Source organism: Paenibacillus ihbetae, assembly GCF_002741055.1.
In the GTDB taxonomy this organism is placed as follows: domain Bacteria; phylum Bacillota; class Bacilli; order Paenibacillales; family Paenibacillaceae; genus Paenibacillus_AQ; species Paenibacillus_AQ ihbetae.
Genome location: NZ_CP016809.1, coordinates 5,043,078 through 5,068,086, shown reverse-complemented (window position 1 = coordinate 5,068,086; position 25,009 = coordinate 5,043,078). Strand labels below are relative to the sequence as shown.

Sequence of the window (25,009 nt, the reverse complement as noted above, 5' to 3'; positions counted from 1 at the left end):
ATATAACATATAGTGTTTACAGTGCAAATGCTCCGTACATTTCTCAGGAAGTGTCTGGGGACAGCAGCCGCTATTTTCGTCACAACTATGACGTTTGACTGTACGGTTCCGAATCATGTATCATATTTCTATTAAAAAGAAAATATATTGCTTTCATTAATGTCCAATCAAAGAACCTGTGAGGTGATTTCATTATGGGGATCATGAAAGGAAACCTTTTCCGGATCGGAGAGCTGGCGAAGGCAGCCGGAATCAGTGAACGGACCATTGATTATTACACCAAGCTGGGCTTGATCTCCCCTGAAAAACGGACGTTAAAAAATTACCGTTTGTACAGTTCCGAAACCTTAAGCACGCTCGAACGTATTAATCAGTTGAAGCAAGAGAAATATACTCTCGAAGAGATTAAGGACAGACTGAACCGGTGGAAATCCGTACCGAATGATACCGAGATGACCGAAAAGCTGACCGAACTGGAGATCCAGATGAAGCAGCTGGAGCGCAATGTCAAGGAGCTCAACCCGCTTCTCCGCGAGATGAAGCCTAGTCAAGCCCGGGAGGTACTTGCGAATATTTTGCCCAAAGGAGCTGCATGTATAGAGTCACTTCAAATTTTGCTGAATCAATTCACGTCGATGTAATCATGTAGCAGTCACGATCTTATTACGATGGGGGTATGATAAATGTACGCTGACTGGATGTTTGTTCTTATTATCATCGCTTTTATTTTCTCTTTATGGGCACAGTTCCGGGTCAAAGGAACGTTTAATAAATGGGCCAAGGTTGAAAACAGCACGGGCCTGACCGGATATGACGCTGCGCGCCGCATGCTCGATGCCAACGGCCTGCACGATGTGCCGATTGAACCGGTGCCAGGTGCATTGTCCGACCACTATGATCCGGTTAAACGGGTAGTGCGCTTGTCTGAGCCGGTATACTACGAGCGCTCGATCTCTGCGGTTTCGGTAGCCTGTCACGAGGTCGGTCACGCGATCCAGCATGCCGAGCACTATCCGATGCTGGTGGCGCGCCACAAGATGTTCCCGGTCGTTAACTTTGCTTCCGGCATCGCACCGTTCCTCCTGATTGCCGGGTTCCTGTTCCAGGCGATGAACCTCGTCGGTCTCGGTATCATCTTCTTCTCTTGCGCCGTGGCTTTCCAGCTGGTCACACTCCCTGTCGAGTTTAACGCCAGCAGCCGTGCCCGCCAGTTGATGATTCAGGAAGGTTATATTGCGAACAACGAAGAACGCGGTGTGGCCAAGGTACTGAATGCTGCCGCTCTGACCTATGTCGCAGCAGCGCTGATTTCCCTTCTGGAGCTGATCCGTTACATTATGATCTTTACAAGCAATCGAGAGTAATCTTGCTTACCATCACCCCCGATCGGGCCGCTAGCGCGGGCATGATCGGGTAACACTCTCCAAAGAAGCAAAAGGCTTCCCCTTACGGCCGCTATCGGCGTAAAGGGAAGCCTTTTTTTTGTGTGCGAAGCTAATTATAATATCGAAATAACGAACCGCGATGCAGCTGACTAGGGAGATGAAACCGACTCCCCTTCTTCTCCTTCCGGCTTGACGGATGGATCAATCCCGAAATATTGAAGGAGGAATGTGCGGAAGGCCTGGGCAACGGGCGGAAGCTTCGCATCCGCGCGATGAATCAGGCCGATTGAACGCGTAACCTTCGGTTCGGAAATTTGAACGCGGGCAGGCTGAAGCGGGTTGGTCTGAAACAGAGCCATTTCGGGAAGCAGACTAACCCCCATCCCGGCTGCAACCAATCCCCGAATCGTATCCGTCTCCTCCCCCTCGAAGGCGATCTTCGGGGTGAATCCGGCTTCCAGACAAGCATGCCAGACGATCGGACGGAGGGAGTAGCCTTTGCTGAACAGCACAAACCGCTCATCCTTAAGCTGCTCCAGCTTGATCGACTTCTCGCCTGCCAGCGGATGATTCGGAGGCAGGATCGCGAACAGCTCCTCCGTCAGCACGATATCCCCATCCACCTGCTCATGCCGTTCCGGAAACGGCGACACGAAGGCCAGGTCTACCTCCGCTGTCACCACATCCCGGATCAGCGTCGGAAACATGCCTTGCTTGAACCGGAATTTGACATTCGGATACTTCTTCCGAAACTCGGCTACAATTGAAGGAATCAAGTGTATGCCAAGGCTGTGCGGAAATCCGATCCGAATCTCCCCTTGCTCCGGGTCCAGAAATTCATGAATTTCGACGACCGCCCGCTCCAAATCTTTCATGATGCTTTCCACCCGTTTGCAAAAAAGCTGTCCGACCGGAGTCAGCTGAAGATTCCGGCCCTTCTGCATGAACAAATTAACACCCAGCTCTTCTTCCAATTGATGAATCTGGCGGCTGACGGCTGACTGAGCTACATGAAGCTCCTCCGCCGCTTGGGTAACGTGTTCCTTCTGCGCAACCTTTACAAAGTATTGCAACTGTCGTAATTCCACGCCTTTTATCGCTCCATTCTCATTCCCTAGAAAACTTTATCGTATCATTCATTTCAATTCTTACAGCACCCCTATGGACCTGATGAAGTCCTCTGCTTGAATAATCGAATCATCAGACCATAGAGGAAAAACCCGCCGATCAGTCCGCCGAAATGCGCGGCAAGGCTGATTCCCGGCGTGAAGGAGAGGACAATCCCTAAGATCAGCAAAGTGAACAATGTCCTGCGCGACGCCATGTCCATGACATGCCGTTGAAAGAGCGCAATATACAGATAGGCTCCATAGGCCCCGTAGATGGCGCCTGACGCGCCCACAAGCGTGTGATAGCCTTCCATACGGTCGTAATAAGCCAAGCCGATCACGTTCCCCAGAATGCCGCTGAGCAGGTAGAGCAGCCCGAACTTCCAGCTTCCCATAATGCGCTCCAGCGGCGGGACGAACACCAGCAAGGCAAAGCCGTTAAACAGCAGGTGATCGAACCCGTTGTGCAAAAACATCGCCGTCACGTAACGCCACGATTCTCCCTCGAATTGCGGTAGATCCGTCAGCGCCCCGTACTGCAGCAGCGTGAGCGGATTTCGGGAGCCGCCGTCGAAGACCGTGATAAAGAACATCACCAGGTTTGCAATCAGCAGCAGCGAAGTGACGGGATAATAACGGAGATAGCTTCTCCAGTTTTCATAACGAACAAATATCATAGCATCCTCCTCTTCCAAGCCAAGCAGGACGTCCGGAAAGTGGACATATCCTTTTTAAAAAGATTATAATGTACCATGAACCTGATCACCAAACTTCGATATCCAAGGAGGAGATTTCTCATGGCTCAAGAACGCACGGGAGCTGCCACATTTAAGGGCAATCCTATTACACTGATCGGACCCCAGCTTAAGGTAGGCGATGCGGCACCCGATTTCACGGTGAGCAAAAACCTGCTGGAGGATGCATCCCTTAAGGACTTTGCAGGCAAAATCAAGCTGATCAGCGTCGTTCCTTCCCTCGACACCGGCGTTTGCGATGCGCAGACCCGCCGCTTCAACGAAGAAGCCGCAGGGCTCGGAGACGACGTTGTCGTGCTGACGATCAGCGCCGACCTGCCGTTCGCCCAAGCCCGCTGGTGCGGAGCAGCCGGCGTAGACCGTGTGGTTACACTGTCGGACTACAAATCCCGTTCTTTCGGGGAAGCCTACGGCGTGCTCATCAAGGAATTCCAGCTTGATATGCGCTCGATCTTCGTGGTCGATAAGGAAGACAAGATCGCCTATGTGGAATACCTCGGCGAAATGACAGAGCATCCGAACTACGAAGCGGCCGTCAATGCCGTGAAATCTCTTCGATAGAACCGCTTAGCCGCGGTTACATACGAAAAACAGCATTACCTTTAAAAAAGCGGGAGAGCAGCTCTCCCGCTTTTATCTATTGCCTAAGCATCCACTTTATACTTGCCGAGCTTCTTGTCCAGCACAGCGTACAGGTTCAGGATGACCCGGTAATTCGCCCCCAGGTCGCCCAGCGAGCCGCGGGAGGCCGAATACATATCAACTGCGCTGCGTACGGGACTGATGCCCAGCACGGATACGGTAATGTCCAGCGTTCGTCCGAAAGACGTTCTTTTCTCGAGTGTGATCTCTCCAACGGACTTTACTTCATGGAGCACTTTATAGCCCGGAATTTTTTTGAGTGTCGAGGTAACCTCTTCAAAACACTTTTCTTTTGAAAGATTGTAATAACGCGTCTTCAGCTTGGGATCTTTCGCACGGTCGCTTGTGCCGTCGTAGCTGCGCACGATACCGATTAGAACTCGTTTTAATGACAAAGACCGTTCCTCCTTTATAAATGACCGTTCCTTTACCTACTAGTTTAACATTGTTTAGGCTTTCAGCAAACCTTTATATACAGCAAAAAAAGGCACCTCTTCACTTCGGACTCGAAATAAAGAGATGCCGCTTCGTATTCAGTACGAAACCCGCCTATGCCGTCCGGTAAACATTGTCTTCGAACCTGCTTAAGCAGGTGGGTGACCGCAGAACCGCTTATGAATTCCCCTTGTCATATAGACAGGGCCTTCCAGCCACGGTTACATATAGATCTCCCTAGACATCGTCATTGGTTCAAAACAACGGAAAACCGAAACGAACATCGCAGGATGTAGTCTTATTATAGGGGGTTTTGCCGTAAAAGTAAACCTACGAATTTCGCGGTTTCGATCCTTTTTCCTCGGTTTTGACGTTATCCATGCTCTCAAGCAGCGCCTGCTCCGCCTCCGACTTCTCTTCCTCCGCTTGTCTCATCTTTTCCTGCTGCTCCTGCATCTTGGTAAAAGTTGCATAGAAGTTAAAGAACGCGAACAGCGCCATCAGACAGAAGAGGAAGAATACGAACAGCACAGGCATTTGCGTGCCGATATATACCAAGATAGCGCTTCCGGCAAGCGTCGAGAATACCCGGAACGGACGGATCAAGGTCAGCAGAACCGCATTTTTCAAGAGCTGGGTCGTCTTCATCTCATAATGGACGGTCATGGAAAAGAAATTAAACAACGAGACGAACAGCACGATGAGCAGCACCAGCATCACGATGCCGACGAGCTGAAAGCCGTCTCCGAGCTGTGTCATATACACCGTATAATCCACATACATAATCACGAACAGCAGCGTATAGACGAATCCGCCGATCATGCTTTGCTTATAGTTTTCCTTATAGCCCTTAAAGAAGGTTTTGAATACAGGTACATCCGGGTTGCCCATCACCCACTTGCGTACTACGGTAAACAGGGCTGCGGTTGCAGGGAACAGCACAAAAGGCGACAAGATCCCCAAAATCCAGTTCGACAGCAGCTGCTCGTTATGAGCATCCGGCGTCTGGACAGCCATCAAAAATTTGGTCAGTACGATAAACAGGAATGGCGATGTGCATAAAACCCATAAAATATTAGAAAACGCGATGCGGGTAATCCATTCGGTGAGCTTATATAAGCCACCCATGGCTCCTTTCATTTCCAAATCTTTTCCTCCTCACTCAAAGCATGCATGTATCTATTAATATACCTTATTTCCCATAGGCATGACCAGAGCCTAATTTGCGGCGGCCTGGGTGAATATCCAATCGCATCACCGGATATCACCATAGGATATCTCGTAATCCAATCAAATCAAGGCCTCAATTCTCACTAATCAGAGGAGGGAATATGCATGTCCAACGTTGGCGGTTACGGTTATGGCGGAACTACTGGAGTGGTTCTGGTTCTCTTCATCCTGCTCGTCATTATCCTTAGCACATTCTATATCTAATGGATGAATAAGGCAGCTTATATGCATTCTACAGCTTAAGCTAAACACCATGGACTGGTGAAAAAAAGACGAAGCGCCTCTGCCCCATGCGAATGTGGGAAAGTGCTTCGTCTTTTTCATTCCATTTAAGCGATGGTCAGCGGGCTGCTGTCGCTAACCCGGGGATTACTCGTCCCCGCGGTTCGGACGACGTTCGCCGCCGCTGTAGCTGCGAGGCTTGCGGTCGCCGCTGTTGTTGCGGTCACGGTTGTAGCCGCCGCCTCCGTCACGGTTATTGTAGCTGCCGCCTCCGTCACGGCTGTAGCCGCCCTTGGAGTAGCCTCCACGGTTGCCGCCGCCTTCGCGGTTGCCGCCGCCTTCGCGGTTGCCGCGGTATCCGCCGCCGTAGCTGCGGCCGTTATAACCGCCGCTAGGCTTGCGTCCGCTGCGGATGTCCGGCTTCCGGCGCTTCGCACGAATCGGATCCTCCGGCGTAAGGTGGATATCGGCCGCTTCCTTCTTGTCTCCTGTCAGGAGCTTCATTGCAGCTGCAAGCAGCTGAACGGAGTCATACTGCTCCAGAAGCTGGATGGCAAGGCCTTTGTATTCGGTCAGCTCGCCTTGGTCGATGATTTCCAATACGCGTTCAGCGATGACGCGCTGCTTGCCTTCAATGGCTTCAGCCATCGTTGGCAGCGGCTTGCGCGGAATCCGGTGACGGGTCACGCGCTCGATGAAGTACAGATGATCCATTTCACGCGGGGTTACGAAGGACCATGCCGTACCTTCCTTCCCTGCGCGGCCGGTACGGCCGATACGGTGTACATAGCTCTCCGGATCCTGCGGCAAGTCGAAGTTGACGACATGCGTTACGCCGGATACGTCCAGACCCCGAGCCGCTACGTCGGTTGCTACCAGCACATCGATGCTGCCGTCGCGGAATTTGCGCATAACGGTATCGCGCTGGTGCTGGGACAGGTCGCCATGGAGGCCGTCTGCGGAATAGCCGCGCTTTTGCAGCGCTTCGGCCAATTCGTCTACGCGGCGCTTCGTGCGGCCGAATACAATCGCCAGCTCAGGCGATTCCATATCGAGGAGACGGCTCAGCGCTTCGAACTTCTGACGCTCAGGAACCTCGATGTAGGCTTGGTCGATCAGCGGTGCGCTCACATGCTTAGGAATGACGGATACATGCTCCGGATCCTTCAGGAACTGGGAAGCCAGCTTCTGGATGTTCGGAGGCATCGTTGCGGAGAACAGCAGGGTTTGACGATTTTCCGGTACCAGCTTCAGGATGGATTGGATATCGTCCATGAAGCCCATGTCCAGCATTTCATCCGCTTCGTCCAGCACGACGGTTTGAACATCGTCAAGCCGGATGGTCTTCCGGTTAATGTGGTCAAGCAATCGGCCAGGTGTGCCGATAATAATTTGGGGCTTCTTCTTCAAAGCGCGAATTTGTCGGCCGATATCTTGTCCGCCGTAAATCGCAAGGGAGCGGATCCCTTTAAATCTGGACAATTTGCCGATCTCTTCGGCAACCTGAATGGCGAGTTCGCGGGTTGGCGTCATGACGAGAGCGACGATCCGCTCTTCTTCTTTCGCGATTTTGTGAATAAGAGGAAGGCCGAATGCTGCGGTCTTACCGGTACCTGTCTGTGCTTGTCCGATCATGTCCTTTCCGGTGAGGGCAATCGGGATGGATTGGGATTGAATCGGTGTCGCTTCTTCAAATCCAAGTTCCGTAATTGCTTGAAGCACTCGAGGCTCCAAGCCAAAATCTGCAAAATTTTTCAATAGGTTCATACTCCTTCTATCTGTGGACTCCACTTTCTTCTCTGTATTCTTAAGTAGTGGTAACGTTTATAGGCTTTCCCGGCCAGCAGGATTTTCTGCATGAGGTGAACCGGTATATTTCTCTCTGATCACCAGCGGTGGAACTGGTTAATGTATAATCATCCTGATAAGCTTCCAAAAAGTTATCATTGTAACGGACTACTCAAGAATATCCAATACATTATATCACAAAACATTTCTGGAATACCAGCAAGCTTCAAGAAGTCATAATAACCGGGAGGTGATTCCTATGCTGAAGCGTCTATGGACCTACTTTTCCATCCTGTTCGGCGCCGTTATCATTGCCGCGGGCTTCAATCTGTTCCTGATTCCGCACCACCTGCTCAGCGGCGGCGTTTCCGGCGTTGCCATGCTGATCGGTTATTTCACGCCGCTTAACATCAGCGTTCTGTATTTCGTGCTCAATATTCCCATCCTCCTCGCAGGATGGTTCCAGCTTGGAAAACATTTTGTCGTGCTCAGCGTGCTCTCGGTCCTTGTGACAACGGTGTTTCTCGAGATCATACCGGTCTGCGCCGTCGCTACGGACATGCTCCTCTCCGCCGTCTTCGGAGGAATCCTGGTCGGCTTCGGAACCGGCCTGTCCTTCCGGGTCGGCGGCTCGACCGGCGGATTTGACATCATCGGCTCCATCGTCACGAAGTATCGCGACTTTCCGGTCGGCAGCGTCCTGGTATCGCTGAATGCCATCGTCATCCTGGCCGTCACTTATCTCGAGAACGACTGGAATCTTGCGCTGGCCTCCATGGTGTCCATTTACCTGGCGGGCAAAATGATCGATATGCTGCATATCAGCCATATCAAAGTGACGGTGTTCATTGTTACGAATCAGACCGAGGCCCTGCTGGAGAAGCTGCTCAAGCGCCCCCGGGGCGTGACGAAGATCAAAACCCAAGGGGCGTTCAGCCACAAGGAGAAGGACATGCTGATGACGGTCACAACGAAATACGAGCTCGCCGAATTAAAGCATATCATTACGAAGACCGATCCGGACGCCTTCGTCAACATCGTGGAGACGGTTGCGGTGATGGGACAGTTTCGCAAGAACTAATTGCCAAGATGAAAACACGGCAATTTTTATGGTATAATATGAATGCCAGGTTCCTACAATATTCATGAGCTACTCTTCGTTGCCCCAATTTTAATGTTTTTCCGTTTTACAATAAGAACGTCCTGCCTGACCAAATTTGGAAGGAGAGGGTGATTTTTTATGGAAATGGAAACGGTAAAATTGTCACAGATCGTCATGAAGTGGTTCCCGGAAATGATTCCGTTCTTCAGACAGAGCGAGCTGAATTCCATGATCGTTTTGAGGGACGGGCTGAATATTTTGGAGCAGGATGACGCTTTGGAAATTATTCAGTACAGCATTTGCGAACATCAAAGCCATACGCTGCTTCATTAATGGAATATCTGCTTGGAATCATTGCAAGTTAAATGCCGTTGTTCACCGGTGCATACCGCTGGACAGCGGCATTTTTTGCCCGGAATTTCCCGGGCACCTTCAGATCTGGCCAAGCTGAAGCCTCTCATTGCATGGCTTGTCGTCCGAGCGTCGACGCTGATCATCGTGCAGCAGTCATCATTACACCGCGCGCCCCGATATAGGACTGCTCTCCTCTTCTCCCTGGGCATGCCTGAAACCGGTGCAGAATACGTCGATATGAGCGCCTTACGCCTGCGGTAACCAGTCCTCCCTTCAATTTCCTATCGTAATTGTGTCCACTTTCGGTAAATATGGAAAAGTCGTTTAAATTGCCCTTCACCCGTTTAATGAACCAATACCGCATGCTTTACCTCCACGCCTCGGGCGAATGTAACAAACCTGTTCTTTTTGAAAGCTGCGGTTCCATTATAATCATGGTGAATGTAGACAAGGGAGAGAGTAATTATGAACATCATCTTGGCATTTTTCATCTTGGCTGCCGCGGGCTTGGGCGGCTCCGGCGCGCAGGAGAGCCCGCTTACAACCCAGTTGCAGGCTTCCTGGAACACCGCCGTGATTCAGAGCATGCATCAAAATCAGGGGAAGGGTCAGGGTCAGAACGGCATCAAGCCGAATACGACCGAGATCGACCCGCAAGTCGACGCTCCGAAAGTCAAAGGCATTTATGTAACAGCTTACAGTGCCGGCGGCTCCAGAATGACGCAGCTTATCGACCTGATGGACACGACGGAGCTGAACGCCATGGTCATCGACATTAAGGACGACGAAGGCTACATAACGTACAAAACCGATAACCCGACGCTTCAAAAGCTTGGAAAGCCTCAGCCCTTTATCAAGGATATCCATCAGCTGATGAAACGGCTGGAGAAGCACGACATTTACCCGATCGCCCGAGTCGTCGTGTTCAAGGATACGATCCTGGCCAAGAAGAACCCGGAGCTCTCCTTCCGTAAAGGAGACGGCACCGTATGGACCAACGGCGGCGGAGACAGCTTCGTTAACCCGTACAGCAAGGAGGTATGGGACTACAATATCGAAATTGCCAAAGAAGCCGCCAAGCTCGGCTTCAAGGAGATCCAGTTCGACTATGTACGGTTCCCGGAGGGCTTCGAGAAGCGGGCCGACGCTTTGAAGTATGTCAAAACCGAGCAGTCCCGCGTCGACGTCGTATCGGATTTCGTGCAGTATGCCCGTGAAGAGCTGGCGCCGCTCGGCATCCGCGTTTCCGTCGATATTTTCGGCTACGCGGCATCGGTGCCTGCAGCAGAGGGAATCGGCCAGGATTTTGTGAAGATATCAAACAATGTGGATATTATCAGCCCAATGGTATACCCGAGCCACTACACGACCGGCTGGTTCGGCGCCGAGGTGCCGGATAAGGCTCCGTACCAGACGATCAAGGGATCGATGGAGGATACCCACAAGAAGCTTGAAGAGCTGGGCAACAACAAGCCGATCATCCGGCCTTGGATTCAGGATTTTACGGCCAGCTGGCTTGGCAAAGGCAATTATATCAAATATGGGAAAAAGCAAATTGAGGATCAAATTCGCGCCTTGAAGGATACCGGGGTCGACGAGTATTTGCTCTGGAACGCCTCCAACCGTTATACGGAAGGCGTGAAGTACAAGTAAGCCTAAAGAGTCCGGCCGATACATGCGGCCGGGCTCTTTTTCATGCACAATCTCGAATAGGACTGCGCTCCCATGCCTGAACGGAGAGGTTGAGTTATTTCAGCCGGCATATGCTCGTAGCAAACCTGCCATACCGGTTACGAATACGAAGGGCTTCAAATAATGAGCCACGCCTTGACATCGGATGCTATGATGATTGTGGGACATGCACCTTCCCGGTCCGAGCCTGAAGGATGTCATTCTTTTGTTTTTTTACTGCGCGCGGTATGGCGCTAATGTATGTATGACGTCAGCCGGCATTCGGACAGCGTGCAAATACTAAAGAGAGAAAGGCATATGCAGCATGCAATCTACAACGACGATCCGGGGGAAACTGAGGCAGTTTGCCGTCATTCTCATCCCCATTCTCGTGACCCAGCTGGCTTTATCCGCTATAACGTTTTTCGATACGAACATGTCCGGCAAATTCAGCTCCGTCGATCTGGCCGGCGTTGCGATCGCCACCAGCATCTGGGTTCCGGTCCAGACCGGGCTCAGCGGCATCCTGATGGGGATTACCCCCATCGTCTCCCAGCTGGTCGGCGGGCGACAAGAGAACAAAGTGGCCTATCAGGTAAACCAGGCACTCTGGCTCTCTGTGCTGCTGGCCGTTATCGTGCTCGCTGCGGGATACGCCGTCGTCCCGAGCATTCTCGGCGCCATGAGCCTGGAGCCAGAGGTTCGCCAGGTTGCGGCAGGGTTTTTGGCCGCCATTTCGGCAGGCATTATACCGCTGTTCGCCTACACGGTGCTTCGCTGCTTTATCGATGCTCTTGGACAAACGAAAATGTCCATGGTCATTACCCTGATTACGCTTCCGATCAACGTCGGACTGAATGCCCTCTTTATTTATGGCTTTTGGGGCTTTCCTAGACTTGGAGGCGCCGGGGCCGGCGTCGCTTCCGCGATTACCTACTGGGCGGTGCTGCTCATTGCGATCCTAACGATCCACAAGGTGCACCCGTTTGCCGGGTACGGCATTTTCCGCGGAATGTCCAGGATTTCCTTCAGTGCCTGGAAGGGGCATCTGAAGATCGGATTGCCCATTGGCTTGTCAATCTTTCTGGAAACGGCCGTGTTCGCAGCCGTAACCCTGCTCATGAGCGGCTTTGATACGGCTACCATCGCCGCGCACCAAGCGGCCTTGAATTTTGCCTCCACGCTGTACATGCTGCCGCTGAGCATCTGCATGAGCTTAACGATCCTGGTCGGTTATGAGGTCGGGTCGGGCCGGTTGAAGGATGCATGGCAGTACGCCAAGCTTGGGATCGGCACCGCCATCATCCTCTCGCTGATGACGGCGGTCATTCTGCTTGTTGCCGGACGCCAGGTCGCGGACTTGTACTCGAATGAGCCTGCCGTAATCTCGCTCATCCAGCAGTTTCTCCTATACGCGATCTTCTTCCAGATCTCCGACGCCATCGCAACGCCGACGCAGGGAGCGCTGCGGGGATACAAAGACGTCAATGTGGCTTTCGTCCTGGCCCTCGTCTCGTTCTGGGTGATCGGCTTGCCCGTCGGATATGTGCTGGCCAATTATACGGATTGGCAGGCCTTCGGCTATTGGATCGGCCTCATAACAGGACTTGCTGCCGGTGCAGCGCTGATGCTGAGGCGCTTGGTCAATATCCAGCGCAGATTCACCAAGCAACAGGAGCCTCTTGGATCAGCCGTATCCTCCTGATCCATCGACCGATTCAAAAAGACCGTCTTCCATTGCAGTGTTCAGCTTCTGCAATGGAAGACGGTCTTCTTATGTTGTACCCAAGGGGATCCGTAATTGGATTACTGCGACAAACGAAGGGCCAGATCGTACAATTCCCGATCGAATTCCTTCTTCGTATTCACGACCTTATCGATGTCGGTCAGCACAAGCTCGCCCTTGATGATGCCGCACCCTTTATCCGATTCTCCGTTGATCAGGCTGCGTACGGCGAAGTCGCCGAGACGGCTGGCAAGATTACGGTCGAACGGCGTTGGCGCGCCGCCGCGCTGAATATGTCCAAGCACGGTTACGCGGGCGTCGATGGAAGCGTGGCATTCCTTCAGCTTGCTGACGACGTCTTCGCCCCGGCCTACGCCTTCGGCTACAATGATGATACTGTGGCGCTTGCCCTTCGCAAAGTTCTCTCTGAGGCGCTCGGCCACTTCATCAAGGTTAAACTCCACTTCAGGGACCAAAATGGTCTCTGCGCCCGAGGCAAGCCCCGCATGCAGCGCAATGTCGCCGCAGTGGCGTCCCATGACCTCGACGACGGACGAGCGGGCATGAGAGGACATCGTGTCGCGCAATTTGTTCACTGCATCGACCACGACGCTTACCGCGGTATCAAAGCCGATCGTGTAGTCGGTAAAGGAAATATCATTGTCGATCGTCCCTGGCAGACCCATCGTTTTGATGCCGAGCTTGCTGAGTTTGTTAGCGCCCTGGTAGGAGCCGTCGCCACCGATAACTACGAGTCCGTCGATCCCGTGCTGATTCAGCACATCAGCGCCCTTCTGCTGCCCTTCCGGCGTCTTGAACTCTGCGGATCGGGCCGACCGGAGAATCGTGCCTCCCCGCTGGATGATGTCTCCTACGCTGCGAAGATCCATCTTGATAATGTCGTTCTCAAGAAGACCCTGGTATCCGCGCTGGATGCCGTATACCTCAAGACCGTAATACAAACCGCTGCGCACCACGGCGCGAAGGGCTGCGTTCATCCCTTGGGAATCCCCGCCGCTCGTAAGAACTGCAATTTTTTTGACTGCTGTCATATGTTGTTTCCTCCTTCTATGTCACTCATGCTTATGCTTGCGAATCCAACGACTGTTGACGTAGAAGAACAGCCTTGTCATCGGGCTTCGCCTCATCAAGCGTTTGGATACGGAGCGAACCAGCTGCTGCTCGCTGACTTTTGGATCGGATAAATATAACGCCAGTAACCCCTCAATGATCATCCGATGAAAAGGGGTGGAGGGAATTGCTCTGACATCCTTCCGGGCCCAATCGACAATGGAAGCAATGCGGTTCAGCATCGTATCGGCATCTTCGTAGTAGTTGCAAAAGTTCAGATCGCCGCCCAGCCTGTCTTCGTCCTGATCAATCAGGTAATCCAGCATGATGTGGAGACTGCATACATTCGGAAAATAAGAGGCATGGATTCTGGATGCATCCTCATCATCCAAAAACGGATCGGTCGCAGCCAAAAACAGCATGAATACGCCCAGCGTGGATCCCGTAGCTGCAGCAAACTCATTCCACCGCAAATGCGGCGTATGATGAGCATGCTGGGACCACCATTCAAGCAATGCAGCCTCCCGCTGATCCGGGTGGATATGCTTGTATACCTGCAGATCCGTGTACAGCCCGGCCAATTTCCTTATGTATGGCTTTGCCGCCTCATATCCCGACAATTGGCCGATGCAGTCCCGGCACGTCTGCACCAGTCCGGCAAGATAGCCTCCATCCTCCCTCTCGTTTCGGAGCGAGTAATAATCCGCCATCTCGTCTTCAGGCGTTACGGCATCCAGCATCGATTGATGAAGCTGCCGAAAATCCGCCGGATCCAGCGAAGTGCTGCGGTCACATAAATTATCGAGATAATCGCTGATCGTCTGGTAAGCAACAATCAACGGGATGAGTATATGCTTCTCTGGCAAATTGGCGGCGGCATATACCGCGCCTCCCTGGCAGTGAAATCTTTTGGTCTCTATACTGGCCAATGCCTGTTTCCGAAGCTCCTCATCCGGAATTTGCTCAGCCTCCCGGCGCCACTTCTCCAATTCAGCCCGCACTTCCGGGAGAATATATCGGTATACCCGGGTCATCAGTCCAACCGGGCTTCGCGGAACCTTGCGGCTTAGCTCTTGATTATTCAATGAACTCTGCCTCCACATGGTTGTCTTTTTTATACCTATCCAAATCAAACCTATTATAATATGATCGTTCATTTTGCACAAATAACACACGTCATTGACGGTGCGACGGCTATGATGGAAGCCGTTACTTCCAGCTATCCCCAAGAAGACGATCTTATTATACCAACCATGCTGGATCGGCTGAAGCCTGAACGGGTCACCCCACGCAAAAAAACACAGTTCTCAGCGAGAACTGTGCTTCATGCCTAGGTAATTCTATAAGATCTCCTCTTCGGAGTTAACTTACAGTTTTGTTACGTTGGCTGCTTGAGGACCACGGTTACCTTCTGTAATTTCGAATTCTACCGCTTGACCTTCTTCCAAAGTTTTGAAACCTTCTTCTTGAATTGCGGAGAAGTGTACGAATACATCCTCGCCACCTTCAACGGAAATGAAGCCGTAACCTTTTTCTGCGTTAAACCATTTAACTGTACCTTTCAAATGAACAACCTCCTAAAAATACCGCCATCTATGGCGAATATCCATATTATATCCCATGTTTTCAGACAATGCAATCCGTCAAACCCCCATATGGACCTTTTTTGGCCCGATATTTTTACGTCATCATGATTTGCTTTTGAGCCCTTGTGTGCGTTATCATTGACCCAAAAGCCTAAGTAGCGGACGGAGAATGCATATGATCAAAAAACATGAAATATACAAAAAAGACAAGTGGAACATGATGACGGTCGAGGTCCAGGGCCGCTATATCGTACTCCGCGAAATTTCCGACCAGTGGGGCGAAGAGACGCATACCTTCATGAGCCGGCCGGCCTTGATGGAGTGGGCTAAGAATCGCTTCCCCAAAGAGGATTTCGAAGGACGGGAAGAGGAATGGCAGGACATCATGGCTTCCTTTAAGCAGGTGTAAAGGATGGATACCACGAATATTGTCATCTTCATTATTTTGGCCTTCAGCCTTGGCGCCATCATGATCCTGAATCGTGACCGGATCCCGGCAAGGCTGCGCCGCGGAATGGCCCTGATTGCCGCCGCCTTCATCTTGTTTGCCTTTTACCTTATTGTATACACTTTTATTAATCTGGGTTCCTCATAATTTATAAGGATGAAAGAGCCGGGTACGCGGCATACTATCGCTCGAATGCCATGAATTCGAGGAGGTTATGCCATGAAGGGTTCCAGGGTGCTTTGCATTACGCTGGTCCTCTGCCTGCTGCCTTTTGCCGCTGCCCGCTCCGAAGCCTATACTGAAGAAGCCCGGACTCCAAATAATACATATCATGCAAGGAGGATTTCTATGGAACAATTACTGAAACGCTCCGAAGTCCCGAAGGAGCATCAATGGAAGCTTGAGGACCTGTTCGCCGATCAGCAAGCGTGGGACGACAGCTTTGCCAAGCTGAAGGACCTGCTGAAGAAGACGGCCGACTACCAAGGCAAATTAAACAATGCCGCTTCCATCAAGGAATGCTTCGAGCTTGAGGACGAAATTTCCTATCATGCCGAGCGTCTGTACGTATATGCTCATATGCATCATGACGAAGACACCGCGAATCCTACATACCAGGCATTGTCCGCCAAAGCCAAAAAGCTGAATGTTGAGGTCGGCGAATCCCTCTCCTTCATTACGCCGGAGATTCTGGCCCTCTCCGATGCCGAGCTGGATCAATTGATCGCCGATCCCCTGCTCAAGGAATATCAGTTTACCCTTGTTGAAATGAAACGGGAGAAAGCCCATGTGCTCTCCAAAACCGAAGAAGCGCTTCTTGCCCAGGTCGGAAATCTATCCTCTGCGCCGCAGACCATCTTCGGCATGCTGAACAACGCGGATATGAAGTTTCCAAAGATCAAGAACGAGGACGGCAAGGAAGTGGAGCTGACTCACGGGAACTACATTCAATTCCTTGAAAGCCCGAACCGCGAAGTCCGCGAGCGCGCGTTCAAGGCCGTATACGAAACCTACGGCAAGCAGAAGAACACCTTGGCTGCGACGCTCAATGCCAATGTGAACAAGAACATCTTCTACTCGCGCGTCCGCAAGTATCCGTCCGTGCTGGAGATGGCTCTATACGGCGATAACATTCCGAAGGAAGTCTACACGAACCTGATCGATACGATCCATGAGAGCCTCCCGCTTCTGCACCGTTACATGGAGCTGCGCAAGAAGCTGCTCGGCGTGGATGAGCTGCATATGTACGATTTGTTCGCGCCGCTCGTCGAAGAATACAAGTGGGATATTACGTACGAGGAAGCAAAGCAGATGACCAAGGAAGGACTCGCCCCGCTTGGCGAGGATTACCTGAAGAGTCTCCAGGAGGGCTATGACAACGGCTGGATCGATGTCTATGAGAACGAGAACAAGCGTACAGGCGCATACAGCTGGGGCGCTTACGGCACCCATCCGTACGTGCTGCTGAACCACAAGGATAACCTGAACAGCATGTTCACCCTGGCTCACGAGATGGGTCACGCGCTGCATTCGTATTATTCCGACAACAATTTGAAATACCGTGATGCGCAGTACACGATCTTCCTGGCTGAAGTGGCTTCCACAACGAATGAAGCGCTGCTGATGGATTATCTGCTCAAGAACGCCAAGAATCCGAAGCAGAAGATGTACCTGCTGACTTATTATGCCGACCAGTTCCGTACGACCGTCTTCCGGCAAACGATGTTCGCCGAATTCGAGAAGATCGTCCATGAGCGCGCCGAGAGCGGTGAATCCTTGACGGCTCAGGACCTGTCGGACATTTACTACGACCTGAACGTCAAGTACCACGGTAAAGGCATGCAGGTAGACAAGGAGATCGGGATGGAATGGGCCCGCATCCCTCACTTCTATACCAGCTTCTATGTATACAAATACGCAACCGGCTTCTCCGCGGCAACGAGCTTCTCGAAGCAAATTCTGGAAGATGGCCAGCCGGCAGTGGATCGTTACCTCGGCTTCCTTAAGAGCGGCGGCAGCGACTATTCCATTAACATCCTGAAAAAAGCCGGCGTGGATATGTCCTCGCCGGAGCCGATCCGCGAAGCGATGAGCGTATTCGAGGATATTATCAACCAGATGGAGCAATTGACGAAATAACGCTCCAAGCTCTTATGCGCGTTGTCGATGAACTCAATTGACCGGTGGAATAAAATCCCTTGCCCTTACAGGCAAGGGATTTTATACTGTGTGAGGAAGGAGGTGTACCCAGTGAAGATTCAATGGTCATTAATCGCTGCCCTGCTGTTTGCATTAATTACGGCAGTGTTCGCCGTCATCAACGTCAATCCGGTACAGGTGAATTTGCTGTTCGGCACCGTCGATATCCCGCTAATCCTGCTGATTATTGGCTGCTCGCTGATCGGAGGATTGATCGTCGGAGCCTTCGGCATCTATCGCCAATATCAAATGCAGAAGGAAATCCGCTCGCTCGCAGAGCAGCTTATCCATATCCGTGAGGTTACGGGATACACCCCCGAAATACATGCCGCGGATCACCAGCTGGAGGAAGAGCCGAAGGAAGAATCCAAGGAGGAGCCGAAGCTTTAGATAACGGTCCTGCTCCATGGATTCACACCCGATACTTCCATTGTTTTGTTCCCAGCTCATACATACAATTCCGAGGAGGCTGTTAGCCAGATGTCGATACAACCGAATGAAACCTATATCCTCAATCTGTTGAAGGAATTGCTGGATACCCCAAGTCCGACCGGATATACAGGACCTATCATGAAACGAATCGAGAAAGAGGCTGCTTCACTCTCGGTCCCGCTGACTTGGAATGAAAAGGGCGGGGCGATCCTGTCCATCACGGGACAGGATACCAGCCGTACGGTAGGCTTGAGCGGGCATGTGGATACGCTAGGCGCCATGGTTCGCGCCATCAAATCCGAAGGCACGCTGAGGCTCACTTCCGTCGGCGGTTATATGATGAACAGCATTGAGAACGAATACTGCGTCATTCACACCCGCAGCGGCAAGAAATACACGGGTACCATCCTGTCGACGCACCCATCCGTGCATGTCTACAGCGATGCCCGCGAGTTCAAGCGCGAGGAAGCCAATATGGAGGTCCGCATCGACGAATGGGTCGAATCGGCCGAAGACGTGAAGAAGCTCGGCATCGGCGTCGGCGATTTCGTATCCTTCGACGCCCGCCCGGTCATTACGCCAAGCGGCTTCATCAAGTCCCGGCATCTTGATGATAAGGCGAGCGTTGCGGCGTTGTTCGGCCTTCTGGAGAGCATGAAACGCGAGAACTGGAAGCCGAAATACAATGTTAAGGTGCTGATCTCGAATTACGAGGAGGTCGGGCACGGCGCAGCTTACATTCCTTCGGACATCAAGGAGCTCATCGCCGTGGATATGGGCTGTATCGGCGATGATTTAAGCTGTAAAGAAACCGACGTTTCGATCTGCGCCAAGGATTCATCCGGTCCGTACGATTATGAAATGACAAGCCGCCTGATCCAGCTTGCCGAACAGGAGGGCATTGCGTATGCCGTTGACGTGTACCCTCATTACGGCTCGGATGCATCGGCCGCGCTCGGTGCAGGCAGCAACATCAAAGCTGCGCTCATCGGACCGGGCGTTCACGCATCCCACGCAATGGAAAGAACGCATAAACAGGCCGTATTAAATACGGTGAAGCTGCTTGCCGCTTATGTCAAATAATCAAGCTGTGAAGAAGTAAGCAAGCTTTGAAACAATAATTTGCCGCACCGGCAAAAAGGGACGCCCGATAAGGCCATTGGCCCAGTGGCGTCCCTTTTTTATCTATAAGCGATTAAGATCTCTTGCTCTGCTCAATCTTCTCCGCGAGCTCGTTCAAGTACGTCCATCGCTCCATCAGCCGCTCCAGCTCCTGCTCGCATGCCTCCTGTGCCTGAAGCAGCTCCTGCAGCTTCGCCGCGTCGCTGCCGGCGGACTCCATCTCGGTCTGGAGAGAGGCAAGCTTATTCTCCGCGGCCTCGATCAGACCATCGATCTGTTCAAACTCCCGCTGCTCGTTATAGCTGAATTTCAGCTTTTCACGCGGGGCTTCCTTCGCCGGGCTGGCGTTTCCGCTGCCAGCCGCTTTCCCTTCTCCCGAAGGCTTTCCTGATGCCCCTGCACCGGCGCTATCTCTGCTTCCGGATGCTCCGGAGGCCTCCCCGCCATTGCGCAGCATCCATTCCGCATACTCGCTGTATGAGCCTACGTGCACACGCACCTGTCCATGGCCTTCAAAGGCCATGATTTTGTCGACGGTCCGGTCCAGGAAGAAACGGTCGTGGGATACGACGATAACCACACCGGGAAAGTCGTCCAAGTACTGTTCCAGCACCGACAGCGTCTGGATGTCCAGATCATTCGTCGGTTCGTCGAGCAGCAGCACATTCGGAGCGCTCATCAGCACCCGCAGCAAATATAATCTGCGTTTCTCGCCGCCCGACAGCCTCGCAATCGGCGTCCACTGCATCGCCGGAGGGAACAGGAAGCGCTCCAGCATCTGGGCTGCCGTAATGGCCGAGCCGTCTGCCGTCCTGACGACCTCCGCCTCATCCTTAATATACTCGATTACCCGCTGGCTTCCGTCCATCTCCTGATGCTCCTGGGTGAAATAACCGAGCTTCACCGTCGGACCCATCACGATCTTCCCGGAATCCGGCTCAAGCCGGCCTGCGATGAGATTCAGCAGGGTCGATTTGCCGCTGCCGTTAGGGCCGACGATCCCGATCCGGTCCTCAGGAACGGCAATATAGGACAGATCGTCAATAAGGACCTTGTCACCGACCGTTTTCCGAAGCCCTTCAATCTCCAAAATCTTGCGTCCGAGCCGCGTCGAGGCAACCGAGACGTCCAATTCGCCCGAGCCGTGGATCGGCTCCTGCTCCTTCAGCTTCTCAAACCGCTCAATTCTCGCCTTCTGCTTCGTCGTCCGGGCCTTCGCTCCTCGGCGGATCCAGGCGAGCTCATTTCGCAGCAAATTTTGCCGCTTCTGCTCGGATGCGGCTTCCCGCTCTTCCCGCTCTGCCTTCAATTCCAGAAACCGGCTGTAGTTGGCCTCATACCGGAATAGCCGTCCATGATCCAGCTCCAGCATCACGTTGGCCACGCGGTCAAGGAAATACCGGTCATGCGTAATCATTAGCAGCGCGCCCCGGCGTTTTTGCAAATACTGCTCCAGCCAGGCTACCGATTCATTATCGATATGGTTAGTGGGCTCGTCCAATATGAGCAAATCCGAGGGCTGGATCAACGCAGCGGCCAAAGCGACCCGCTTCCGCTGCCCGCCGGACAGCGCCCCCATCTTCGCATCATAATTCCGGATTCCCAGCTTGGACAGAATGATCTTGGCGTCGCTCTCCAGCTGCCAAGCCTGAAGATTGTCCATCTGCTGGCTCAGCTTCAGCAGTTTCTGCTGAAGCGCCTCATCATGCGGGCGGAGCTCCAGCAGCTCCATCGTTTCCGTATATTCCCGGATTGCCTTCATCTCCGGCAGCTCGCCTTCAAATACTTGCTGCAGCACCGTGTTATCGGGAGCAAATTCCGGATTTTGGGCAAGATAGCGCACCCGAATGCGTCCGCCGATCGATATTTTCCCCGAATCCGGCGGCTCCAGGCCGGCTATGACACGCAGAAAAGTGGACTTTCCCGTGCCGTTCACGCCAATGATGCCAATCTTATCCCCATCCTCCATACCGAAGGAGGCATCCTGAAACAGGATTTTCTCTCCATAGCTCTTCGTCAACTGTTCAACGGTCAAGATATTCATTCTTCTGATCCCTACTTCTGTATATAAATTTCAGCGTACGCTGCGCTAAAGCTGCCAGTTATTCAGTGTAACGTAAATAGAAGCGCCGTCCCCCAAGCCGCTGCCCCTCCGAGAAGCGAGCTGATCAGGTTAACCGCATCATTGGAGAGCCAGCGGAAGCCCCGATGATAGACGGTTGCCTTGCCGCAATGCAAGGAGACCTCAACCGCTCTGCCGCACGCTTGACAGCGGTACATGACTTGGAGGGATGCTCCCAGGATCGAATCCGCAAACGCTCCGACCAGCCCGCCGGTCAGGCCTGCCGCAAGGTAAGGCAGAAAGGAAGTATCCATCCCGCTCCATTCGGCCAGCAGCCACCCGCCGGCACCGATCAGCAGGCTTCCCGCCGCAGCCGCACTGGATCCGAGCCAGGTCACGCCGCCCGATTCGCCGGCTGTCAGCTTCCTGCCGCCAAGAATGGAGCGGGGCTGCTTGCGGCTTAGACTTCCGAGCTCCGTTGCCCACGTATCCGCCGTCACGGTTGCCATGACGCCGATGTACAGCATCACCCACAGCCCGGACGGATGGACAGCGTGCAGGAGGCACAGGATCATGCCGATGCCCCCATTGGCGAACACCTGGCCCGCATCGCGGCGTCCGGTCTTCGCATAGGATTTCTCCAGTTCTGCTTTCCTTCGCTTCCCGTACCTCGTCAACAGCGTCGAGGTGATGAAAAAAAGAAGCAGGGTCCCGAACCAAAACAAGTTCCCCGCTCCGTAATAAATCGTTCCCATCAGAATCGCGGCAGCCGCGCCGGATTCCGAGAGCGATCGTCTCCGGTAAGCCGCTGCGGCCACCATCGCCGCACAGACGGCACCGATCAACCAATCCATTCCAAGGACCCCTCCACCTCTGTCGCGTAATGCTTAACCGATTTCGCAGCGGCCCAGACGGACATCGCCCCAGTACAGCTCAAATACATCACCGGATACAGTCGGACCGACACCCGCCGGCGTTCCCGTGAAGATCAGATCTCCTTTGCCCAAGCCGTAATGCTTACCGATATAGTCGATAATCGTCTGAAGGGAGAAAATCATATCCTTCACATTCCCCCGCTGTACCTCTTCTCCGTTCTTGATCACCGTAAAGTCCGTATCCGAGAGCGACTCCATCCCGGGAAAGGCGATGGATGCGGTCAGCGGAGCGGACGATTTGAAGGCTTTCGCCGCGGTCCAAGGGTGTCCTTTTTCTTTAATCACGGACTGGACGTCCCTCAGCGTAAAATCAATGCCGAGCGCCATCGTATCGACAAGCTCGTCAACGCTCATTCCCGGCTCGTAATCCCGGGCTGCCTGGATGACCAGCTCCCCTTCGAAATGAAGGCTGCCCCGGTCCAGCGGCAGCTGCAGCACGCTGCCGTCCAACGGGACGACAGCATGGGAAGGCTTGAGGAATATCATCGGCTCCTCCGGAACGGCATTGCCGAGCTCAGCCGCATGCAGTTGATAATTGCGTCCGACACAATATACGTTGTTCACTAATGCACACATGATTTTAGAACCTCCATTTTCGTCGCCAGAACGGAACTTTGGGCGCGATTTTCTGAATAAAGATCTGCCCCCACGTATCGGGGCGATTCGTGCAGATCATAATGTCCGGGCTCATCTTGGCCAGTGTCCGCATGCTCTTGGCATCATCCACGGTCCAGGCCATCGGCGTGATCCCGTTCCGCACCAGCTCGGCTGCAAAGGCCGCATCCAGATGGGAATATCCGATCGATAAAAACGAACACTTCATTTGCTTCAGCCGGGATATCAAATTCCGGGGATGCGCATCGATAATAAGTCCGGTCCGGACTTCTGGCTCCAATTCCTTCGCTTTGATGAGCGCCTTCGGCTCAAAGGAGGTAAGCACAACATCCGGCAGCATATGGTGTGCGCGAATCCGCTCCAGAACGGCCTCTTCCAAGCCCGGATACATATCGCCGCTGGTCTTGAGCTCAATGTTCAGCTTCAGCCGTCCTTTGACCATCTGCAGCACTTCGTCCAACGAAGGAACCTGCTCTCCCTTGAACTGGCGTCCCTTCCACTGGCCTGCATCCATTCTCCGAATTTCCTGCCAGGTCAGGTCCTTGACCTTCCCGCGCCCGGTCGTCGTCCGGTCTACGCTGAAATCATGGATGACGACGGGAACGCCGTCCCGGGTCAGCTGTACGTCGATTTCCATCCAATGCACGAATGGCTCATCCATCGCCATCTGAATGGCTGCACGCGTATTTTCGGGAGCCTTGCCGGAGAAGCCGCGATGGGCCACGCATAAATTGTTCATGATGGCACCTCCTTGGTGTAACTGGTAGCTTAGATTTCCTTGGCCGTTCCCGGGATAACTTCCCCTTGAGGCGTAACGGTAACGCCGCCGATCGACCGGGACTGAACTTCCTTCAGCACCGCCTCTGCCTCCTTGCCTTCGAGCGGAATGACCTGTCCGATTTCCGTCCGGTATGGCGTCAGCTTGATGTCGCATGCACCCTGCTTGTCGCAGGAGGCTTTAAAGACCGCGGTCTTCCACGTATCGGCATTGGAGGATTTGGTAAAAATAAAATTGCCCGTGCTGTACGCAATCCATTTTCCTTTATATTGCTCCAGTCCCTGCAGCACATGCGGGTGGCCGCCGATGATCAGGTCCGCGCCTGCTTCGATGAAGGCGCGGGACAGATTGATCTGGTTCGCATCCGGCGTCTTATGCAGCTCCTGCCCCCAATGCGGAATCACGATGACGATATCGGCCTTCTGCCTTGCCGCGGCGATAGCTTCAACCGCTTTCGGCAGAACATGATCATAAGCACCGGCAACCCCGGGCCGGTTCTCCAGCGCATACCAGGTCGTTTCGGGCAGCACGCGGCTGAAGCCGAGAAGTGCCACCGTCATTCCTTTAAGCTCGAAATACTGTGCCGCAAAGGCTTCTTTTTCATTCTTGCCGGCCCCTACATAGCGTATCTCGTGGTCGTCCAGGTGCTTGAGCGTATCCAGCAGCCCTTCCTGACCCTGGTCCAGGATGTGGTTATTGGCCAGATTTACAGCCTCGACCCCGGCAGCCCGCAGCGCAGGCAGCACATCCGGCGATGACTTGAACACGAATTGTTTATTCGCGGCGGCGACGCCTCGCGTTGTCACCGGAGTCTCCAGGTTGAGGACGGTCAGATCATCGTCCAGAAACGCCGTGCCGAGATGCCGGTACGGATAATCATAGCCATGCTGCTTAAGGGCGTTCTCCACTTTGCCCGAGAATAAGCTGTCCCCGGCAAAATGCAGAACGATCCGCTCCTCCTCGCCGGAATCACGCACCTCCTCTATTTCTGCAACCGGAATCTCCTCGGGATCCTCCAATTCGCCGGTATCGAACGAGCCGGAGCCAGCGCCCTTCCCGGATCCCGGGTCCGCTTCCCTGCCGCCTTCCATGCCGATGCCCGCCTGATCCGGATAGGCCGTTCCCCCGGCCGGGTCGTGCTGCTTAAAATTAAAATAATAGATCAGCAGAGCAGCGATCATCACGATCAGGCATAGATTAAGGATCAACCATACCTGTCCGCTCCGCTGCTTACGGGCCTTCTTCTTGGCCTTGCTTCTCTCCGATCGTGACAGATGCATAGGGCACTCCTTCATTCACTGATGAGATCTTCGCATTAGGTCGCTTCTCCCATTATACCAGC

26 protein-coding genes and 1 other RNA gene are annotated in these 25,009 nt (G+C 53.2%); 13 read left to right on the top strand and 14 right to left on the bottom strand.

All coding sequences use genetic code 11. From position 1 onward, the window contains the following. Positions 1-194 precede the first annotated feature (194 nt). Both BBD41_RS22650 and BBD41_RS22645 read left to right on the top strand, forming a co-directional pair. A complete protein-coding gene (locus BBD41_RS22650; RefSeq protein ID WP_397311264.1) occupies positions 195-641 on the top strand; it encodes a MerR family transcriptional regulator in 447 nt (148 codons plus the stop codon). A 42-nt stretch (positions 642-683) separates the two neighbouring features. After that, positions 684-1,364: a zinc metallopeptidase gene (locus tag BBD41_RS22645; RefSeq protein ID WP_099478785.1), complete on the top strand. Its 681-nt coding sequence runs from the start codon at positions 684-686 to the stop codon at positions 1,362-1,364. Positions 1,365-1,534: 170 nt separating this feature from the next. Here the strand turns inward: BBD41_RS22645 and BBD41_RS22640 are convergent, their stop codons facing one another. Together BBD41_RS22640 and BBD41_RS22635 are read right to left on the bottom strand one after the other, a co-directional pair. Next, positions 1,535-2,473 (bottom strand): glutamate biosynthesis transcriptional regulator GltC, encoded by a 939-nt coding sequence (locus tag BBD41_RS22640; protein WP_099478784.1) that lies wholly within the window; start codon positions 2,471-2,473, stop codon positions 1,535-1,537. A 71-nt stretch (positions 2,474-2,544) separates the two neighbouring features. Then, entirely contained in the window at positions 2,545-3,171 is a 627-nt protein-coding gene (locus BBD41_RS22635) for a rhomboid family intramembrane serine protease (RefSeq protein ID WP_099478783.1), read from the bottom strand. Between the two features lie 120 nt (positions 3,172-3,291). Between BBD41_RS22635 and tpx the strand changes: the two genes are divergently transcribed. Continuing rightward, a complete protein-coding gene (gene tpx / locus BBD41_RS22630) occupies positions 3,292-3,810 on the top strand; it encodes a thiol peroxidase (RefSeq protein ID WP_077567506.1) in 519 nt (172 codons plus the stop codon). Between the two features lie 83 nt (positions 3,811-3,893). On the opposite strand, the gene BBD41_RS22625 is transcribed toward tpx, so the two are convergent. The 3 genes from BBD41_RS22625 to BBD41_RS22615 all read right to left on the bottom strand — a co-directional run bounded on the left by BBD41_RS22625 (position 3,894) and on the right by BBD41_RS22615 (position 5,472). Further along, positions 3,894-4,286, bottom strand: a complete 393-nt coding sequence (locus tag BBD41_RS22625; RefSeq protein WP_007127702.1) for a DUF1499 domain-containing protein — start codon at positions 4,284-4,286, stop codon at positions 3,894-3,896. 143 nt (positions 4,287-4,429) lie between these two features. Then, positions 4,430-4,621: non-coding RNA, 6S RNA (ssrS, locus tag BBD41_RS22620), on the bottom strand. Positions 4,622-4,656: 35 nt separating this feature from the next. Then, positions 4,657-5,472, bottom strand: coding sequence for a YesL family protein (locus tag BBD41_RS22615; RefSeq protein WP_077567507.1), 816 nt, complete (start codon positions 5,470-5,472; stop codon positions 4,657-4,659). Between the two features lie 189 nt (positions 5,473-5,661). Here BBD41_RS22615 and BBD41_RS30130 point away from each other — a divergent pair, with 189 nt between their 5' ends. Beyond that, complete coding sequence (locus BBD41_RS30130) at positions 5,662-5,760, top strand: hypothetical protein (RefSeq protein WP_007127700.1); 99 nt, start codon at positions 5,662-5,664, stop codon at positions 5,758-5,760. A 165-nt stretch (positions 5,761-5,925) separates the two neighbouring features. On the opposite strand, the gene cshA is transcribed toward BBD41_RS30130, so the two are convergent. Continuing rightward, the gene (cshA, locus tag BBD41_RS22610) at positions 5,926-7,536 is read right to left on the bottom strand and encodes a degradosome RNA helicase CshA (RefSeq protein WP_099478782.1); all 1,611 of its coding nucleotides are present in this window, start codon (positions 7,534-7,536) and stop codon (positions 5,926-5,928) included. 289 nt (positions 7,537-7,825) lie between these two features. On the opposite strand from cshA, the gene BBD41_RS22605 reads away from it, so the two are divergent. The 4 genes from BBD41_RS22605 (at position 7,826) to BBD41_RS22590 (ending at position 12,398) form a co-directional block, all read left to right on the top strand. After that, the gene (locus BBD41_RS22605; RefSeq protein WP_099478781.1) at positions 7,826-8,647 is read left to right on the top strand and encodes a YitT family protein; all 822 of its coding nucleotides are present in this window, start codon (positions 7,826-7,828) and stop codon (positions 8,645-8,647) included. Between the two features lie 159 nt (positions 8,648-8,806). Beyond that, on the top strand, positions 8,807-9,001 hold the full coding sequence (locus BBD41_RS22600; RefSeq protein WP_007127697.1) for a hypothetical protein: 195 nt from the start codon (positions 8,807-8,809) through the stop codon (positions 8,999-9,001). Between the two features lie 486 nt (positions 9,002-9,487). After that, positions 9,488-10,675 (top strand): putative glycoside hydrolase, encoded by a 1,188-nt coding sequence (locus tag BBD41_RS22595; RefSeq protein WP_099478780.1) that lies wholly within the window; start codon positions 9,488-9,490, stop codon positions 10,673-10,675. A gap of 343 nt (positions 10,676-11,018) precedes the next feature. Beyond that, complete coding sequence (locus tag BBD41_RS22590) at positions 11,019-12,398, top strand: MATE family efflux transporter (RefSeq protein ID WP_099478779.1); 1,380 nt, start codon at positions 11,019-11,021, stop codon at positions 12,396-12,398. A gap of 101 nt (positions 12,399-12,499) precedes the next feature. Here the strand turns inward: BBD41_RS22590 and pfkA are convergent, their stop codons facing one another. The 3 genes from pfkA to BBD41_RS22575 all read right to left on the bottom strand — a co-directional run bounded on the left by pfkA (position 12,500) and on the right by BBD41_RS22575 (position 15,055). Then, positions 12,500-13,471: a 6-phosphofructokinase gene (pfkA, locus tag BBD41_RS22585; RefSeq protein WP_077567513.1), complete on the bottom strand. Its 972-nt coding sequence runs from the start codon at positions 13,469-13,471 to the stop codon at positions 12,500-12,502. Between the two features lie 21 nt (positions 13,472-13,492). Further along, complete coding sequence (locus BBD41_RS22580; protein WP_099478778.1) at positions 13,493-14,575, bottom strand: tetraprenyl-beta-curcumene synthase family protein; 1,083 nt, start codon at positions 14,573-14,575, stop codon at positions 13,493-13,495. Positions 14,576-14,857: 282 nt separating this feature from the next. Next, a complete protein-coding gene (locus tag BBD41_RS22575; RefSeq protein WP_028405178.1) occupies positions 14,858-15,055 on the bottom strand; it encodes a cold-shock protein in 198 nt (65 codons plus the stop codon). Positions 15,056-15,251: 196 nt separating this feature from the next. Between BBD41_RS22575 and BBD41_RS22570 the strand changes: the two genes are divergently transcribed. The 5 genes from BBD41_RS22570 to BBD41_RS22550 all read left to right on the top strand — a co-directional run bounded on the left by BBD41_RS22570 (position 15,252) and on the right by BBD41_RS22550 (position 19,238). After that, positions 15,252-15,485: a hypothetical protein gene (locus BBD41_RS22570; protein WP_077567515.1), complete on the top strand. Its 234-nt coding sequence runs from the start codon at positions 15,252-15,254 to the stop codon at positions 15,483-15,485. A gap of 3 nt (positions 15,486-15,488) precedes the next feature. Then, complete coding sequence (locus tag BBD41_RS22565) at positions 15,489-15,671, top strand: hypothetical protein (protein ID WP_007127691.1); 183 nt, start codon at positions 15,489-15,491, stop codon at positions 15,669-15,671. A 201-nt stretch (positions 15,672-15,872) separates the two neighbouring features. Further along, complete coding sequence (pepF, locus tag BBD41_RS22560; protein WP_099480742.1) at positions 15,873-17,663, top strand: oligoendopeptidase F; 1,791 nt, start codon at positions 15,873-15,875, stop codon at positions 17,661-17,663. 111 nt (positions 17,664-17,774) lie between these two features. Further along, positions 17,775-18,113 (top strand): LapA family protein, encoded by a 339-nt coding sequence (locus BBD41_RS22555; RefSeq protein ID WP_077567516.1) that lies wholly within the window; start codon positions 17,775-17,777, stop codon positions 18,111-18,113. Positions 18,114-18,203: 90 nt separating this feature from the next. Continuing rightward, complete coding sequence (locus tag BBD41_RS22550; RefSeq protein WP_077567517.1) at positions 18,204-19,238, top strand: M42 family metallopeptidase; 1,035 nt, start codon at positions 18,204-18,206, stop codon at positions 19,236-19,238. A gap of 112 nt (positions 19,239-19,350) precedes the next feature. Here BBD41_RS22550 and BBD41_RS22545 read toward each other — a convergent pair whose 3' ends face one another. From BBD41_RS22545 to BBD41_RS22525, 5 genes are all read right to left on the bottom strand, one after another. Next, entirely contained in the window at positions 19,351-21,321 is a 1,971-nt protein-coding gene (locus tag BBD41_RS22545; protein ID WP_099478777.1) for an ABC-F family ATP-binding cassette domain-containing protein, read from the bottom strand. Between the two features lie 62 nt (positions 21,322-21,383). Beyond that, positions 21,384-22,193, bottom strand: coding sequence for a DUF92 domain-containing protein (locus tag BBD41_RS22540; protein ID WP_099478776.1), 810 nt, complete (start codon positions 22,191-22,193; stop codon positions 21,384-21,386). Positions 22,194-22,226: 33 nt separating this feature from the next. Next, entirely contained in the window at positions 22,227-22,850 is a 624-nt protein-coding gene (locus BBD41_RS22535) for a fumarylacetoacetate hydrolase family protein (protein WP_077567520.1), read from the bottom strand. A 4-nt stretch (positions 22,851-22,854) separates the two neighbouring features. Beyond that, the gene (locus BBD41_RS22530) at positions 22,855-23,628 is read right to left on the bottom strand and encodes a glycerophosphodiester phosphodiesterase (protein ID WP_007127684.1); all 774 of its coding nucleotides are present in this window, start codon (positions 23,626-23,628) and stop codon (positions 22,855-22,857) included. A gap of 29 nt (positions 23,629-23,657) precedes the next feature. After that, positions 23,658-24,947: a CapA family protein gene (locus BBD41_RS22525; RefSeq protein WP_099478775.1), complete on the bottom strand. Its 1,290-nt coding sequence runs from the start codon at positions 24,945-24,947 to the stop codon at positions 23,658-23,660. Positions 24,948-25,009: the final 62 nt, after the last annotated feature.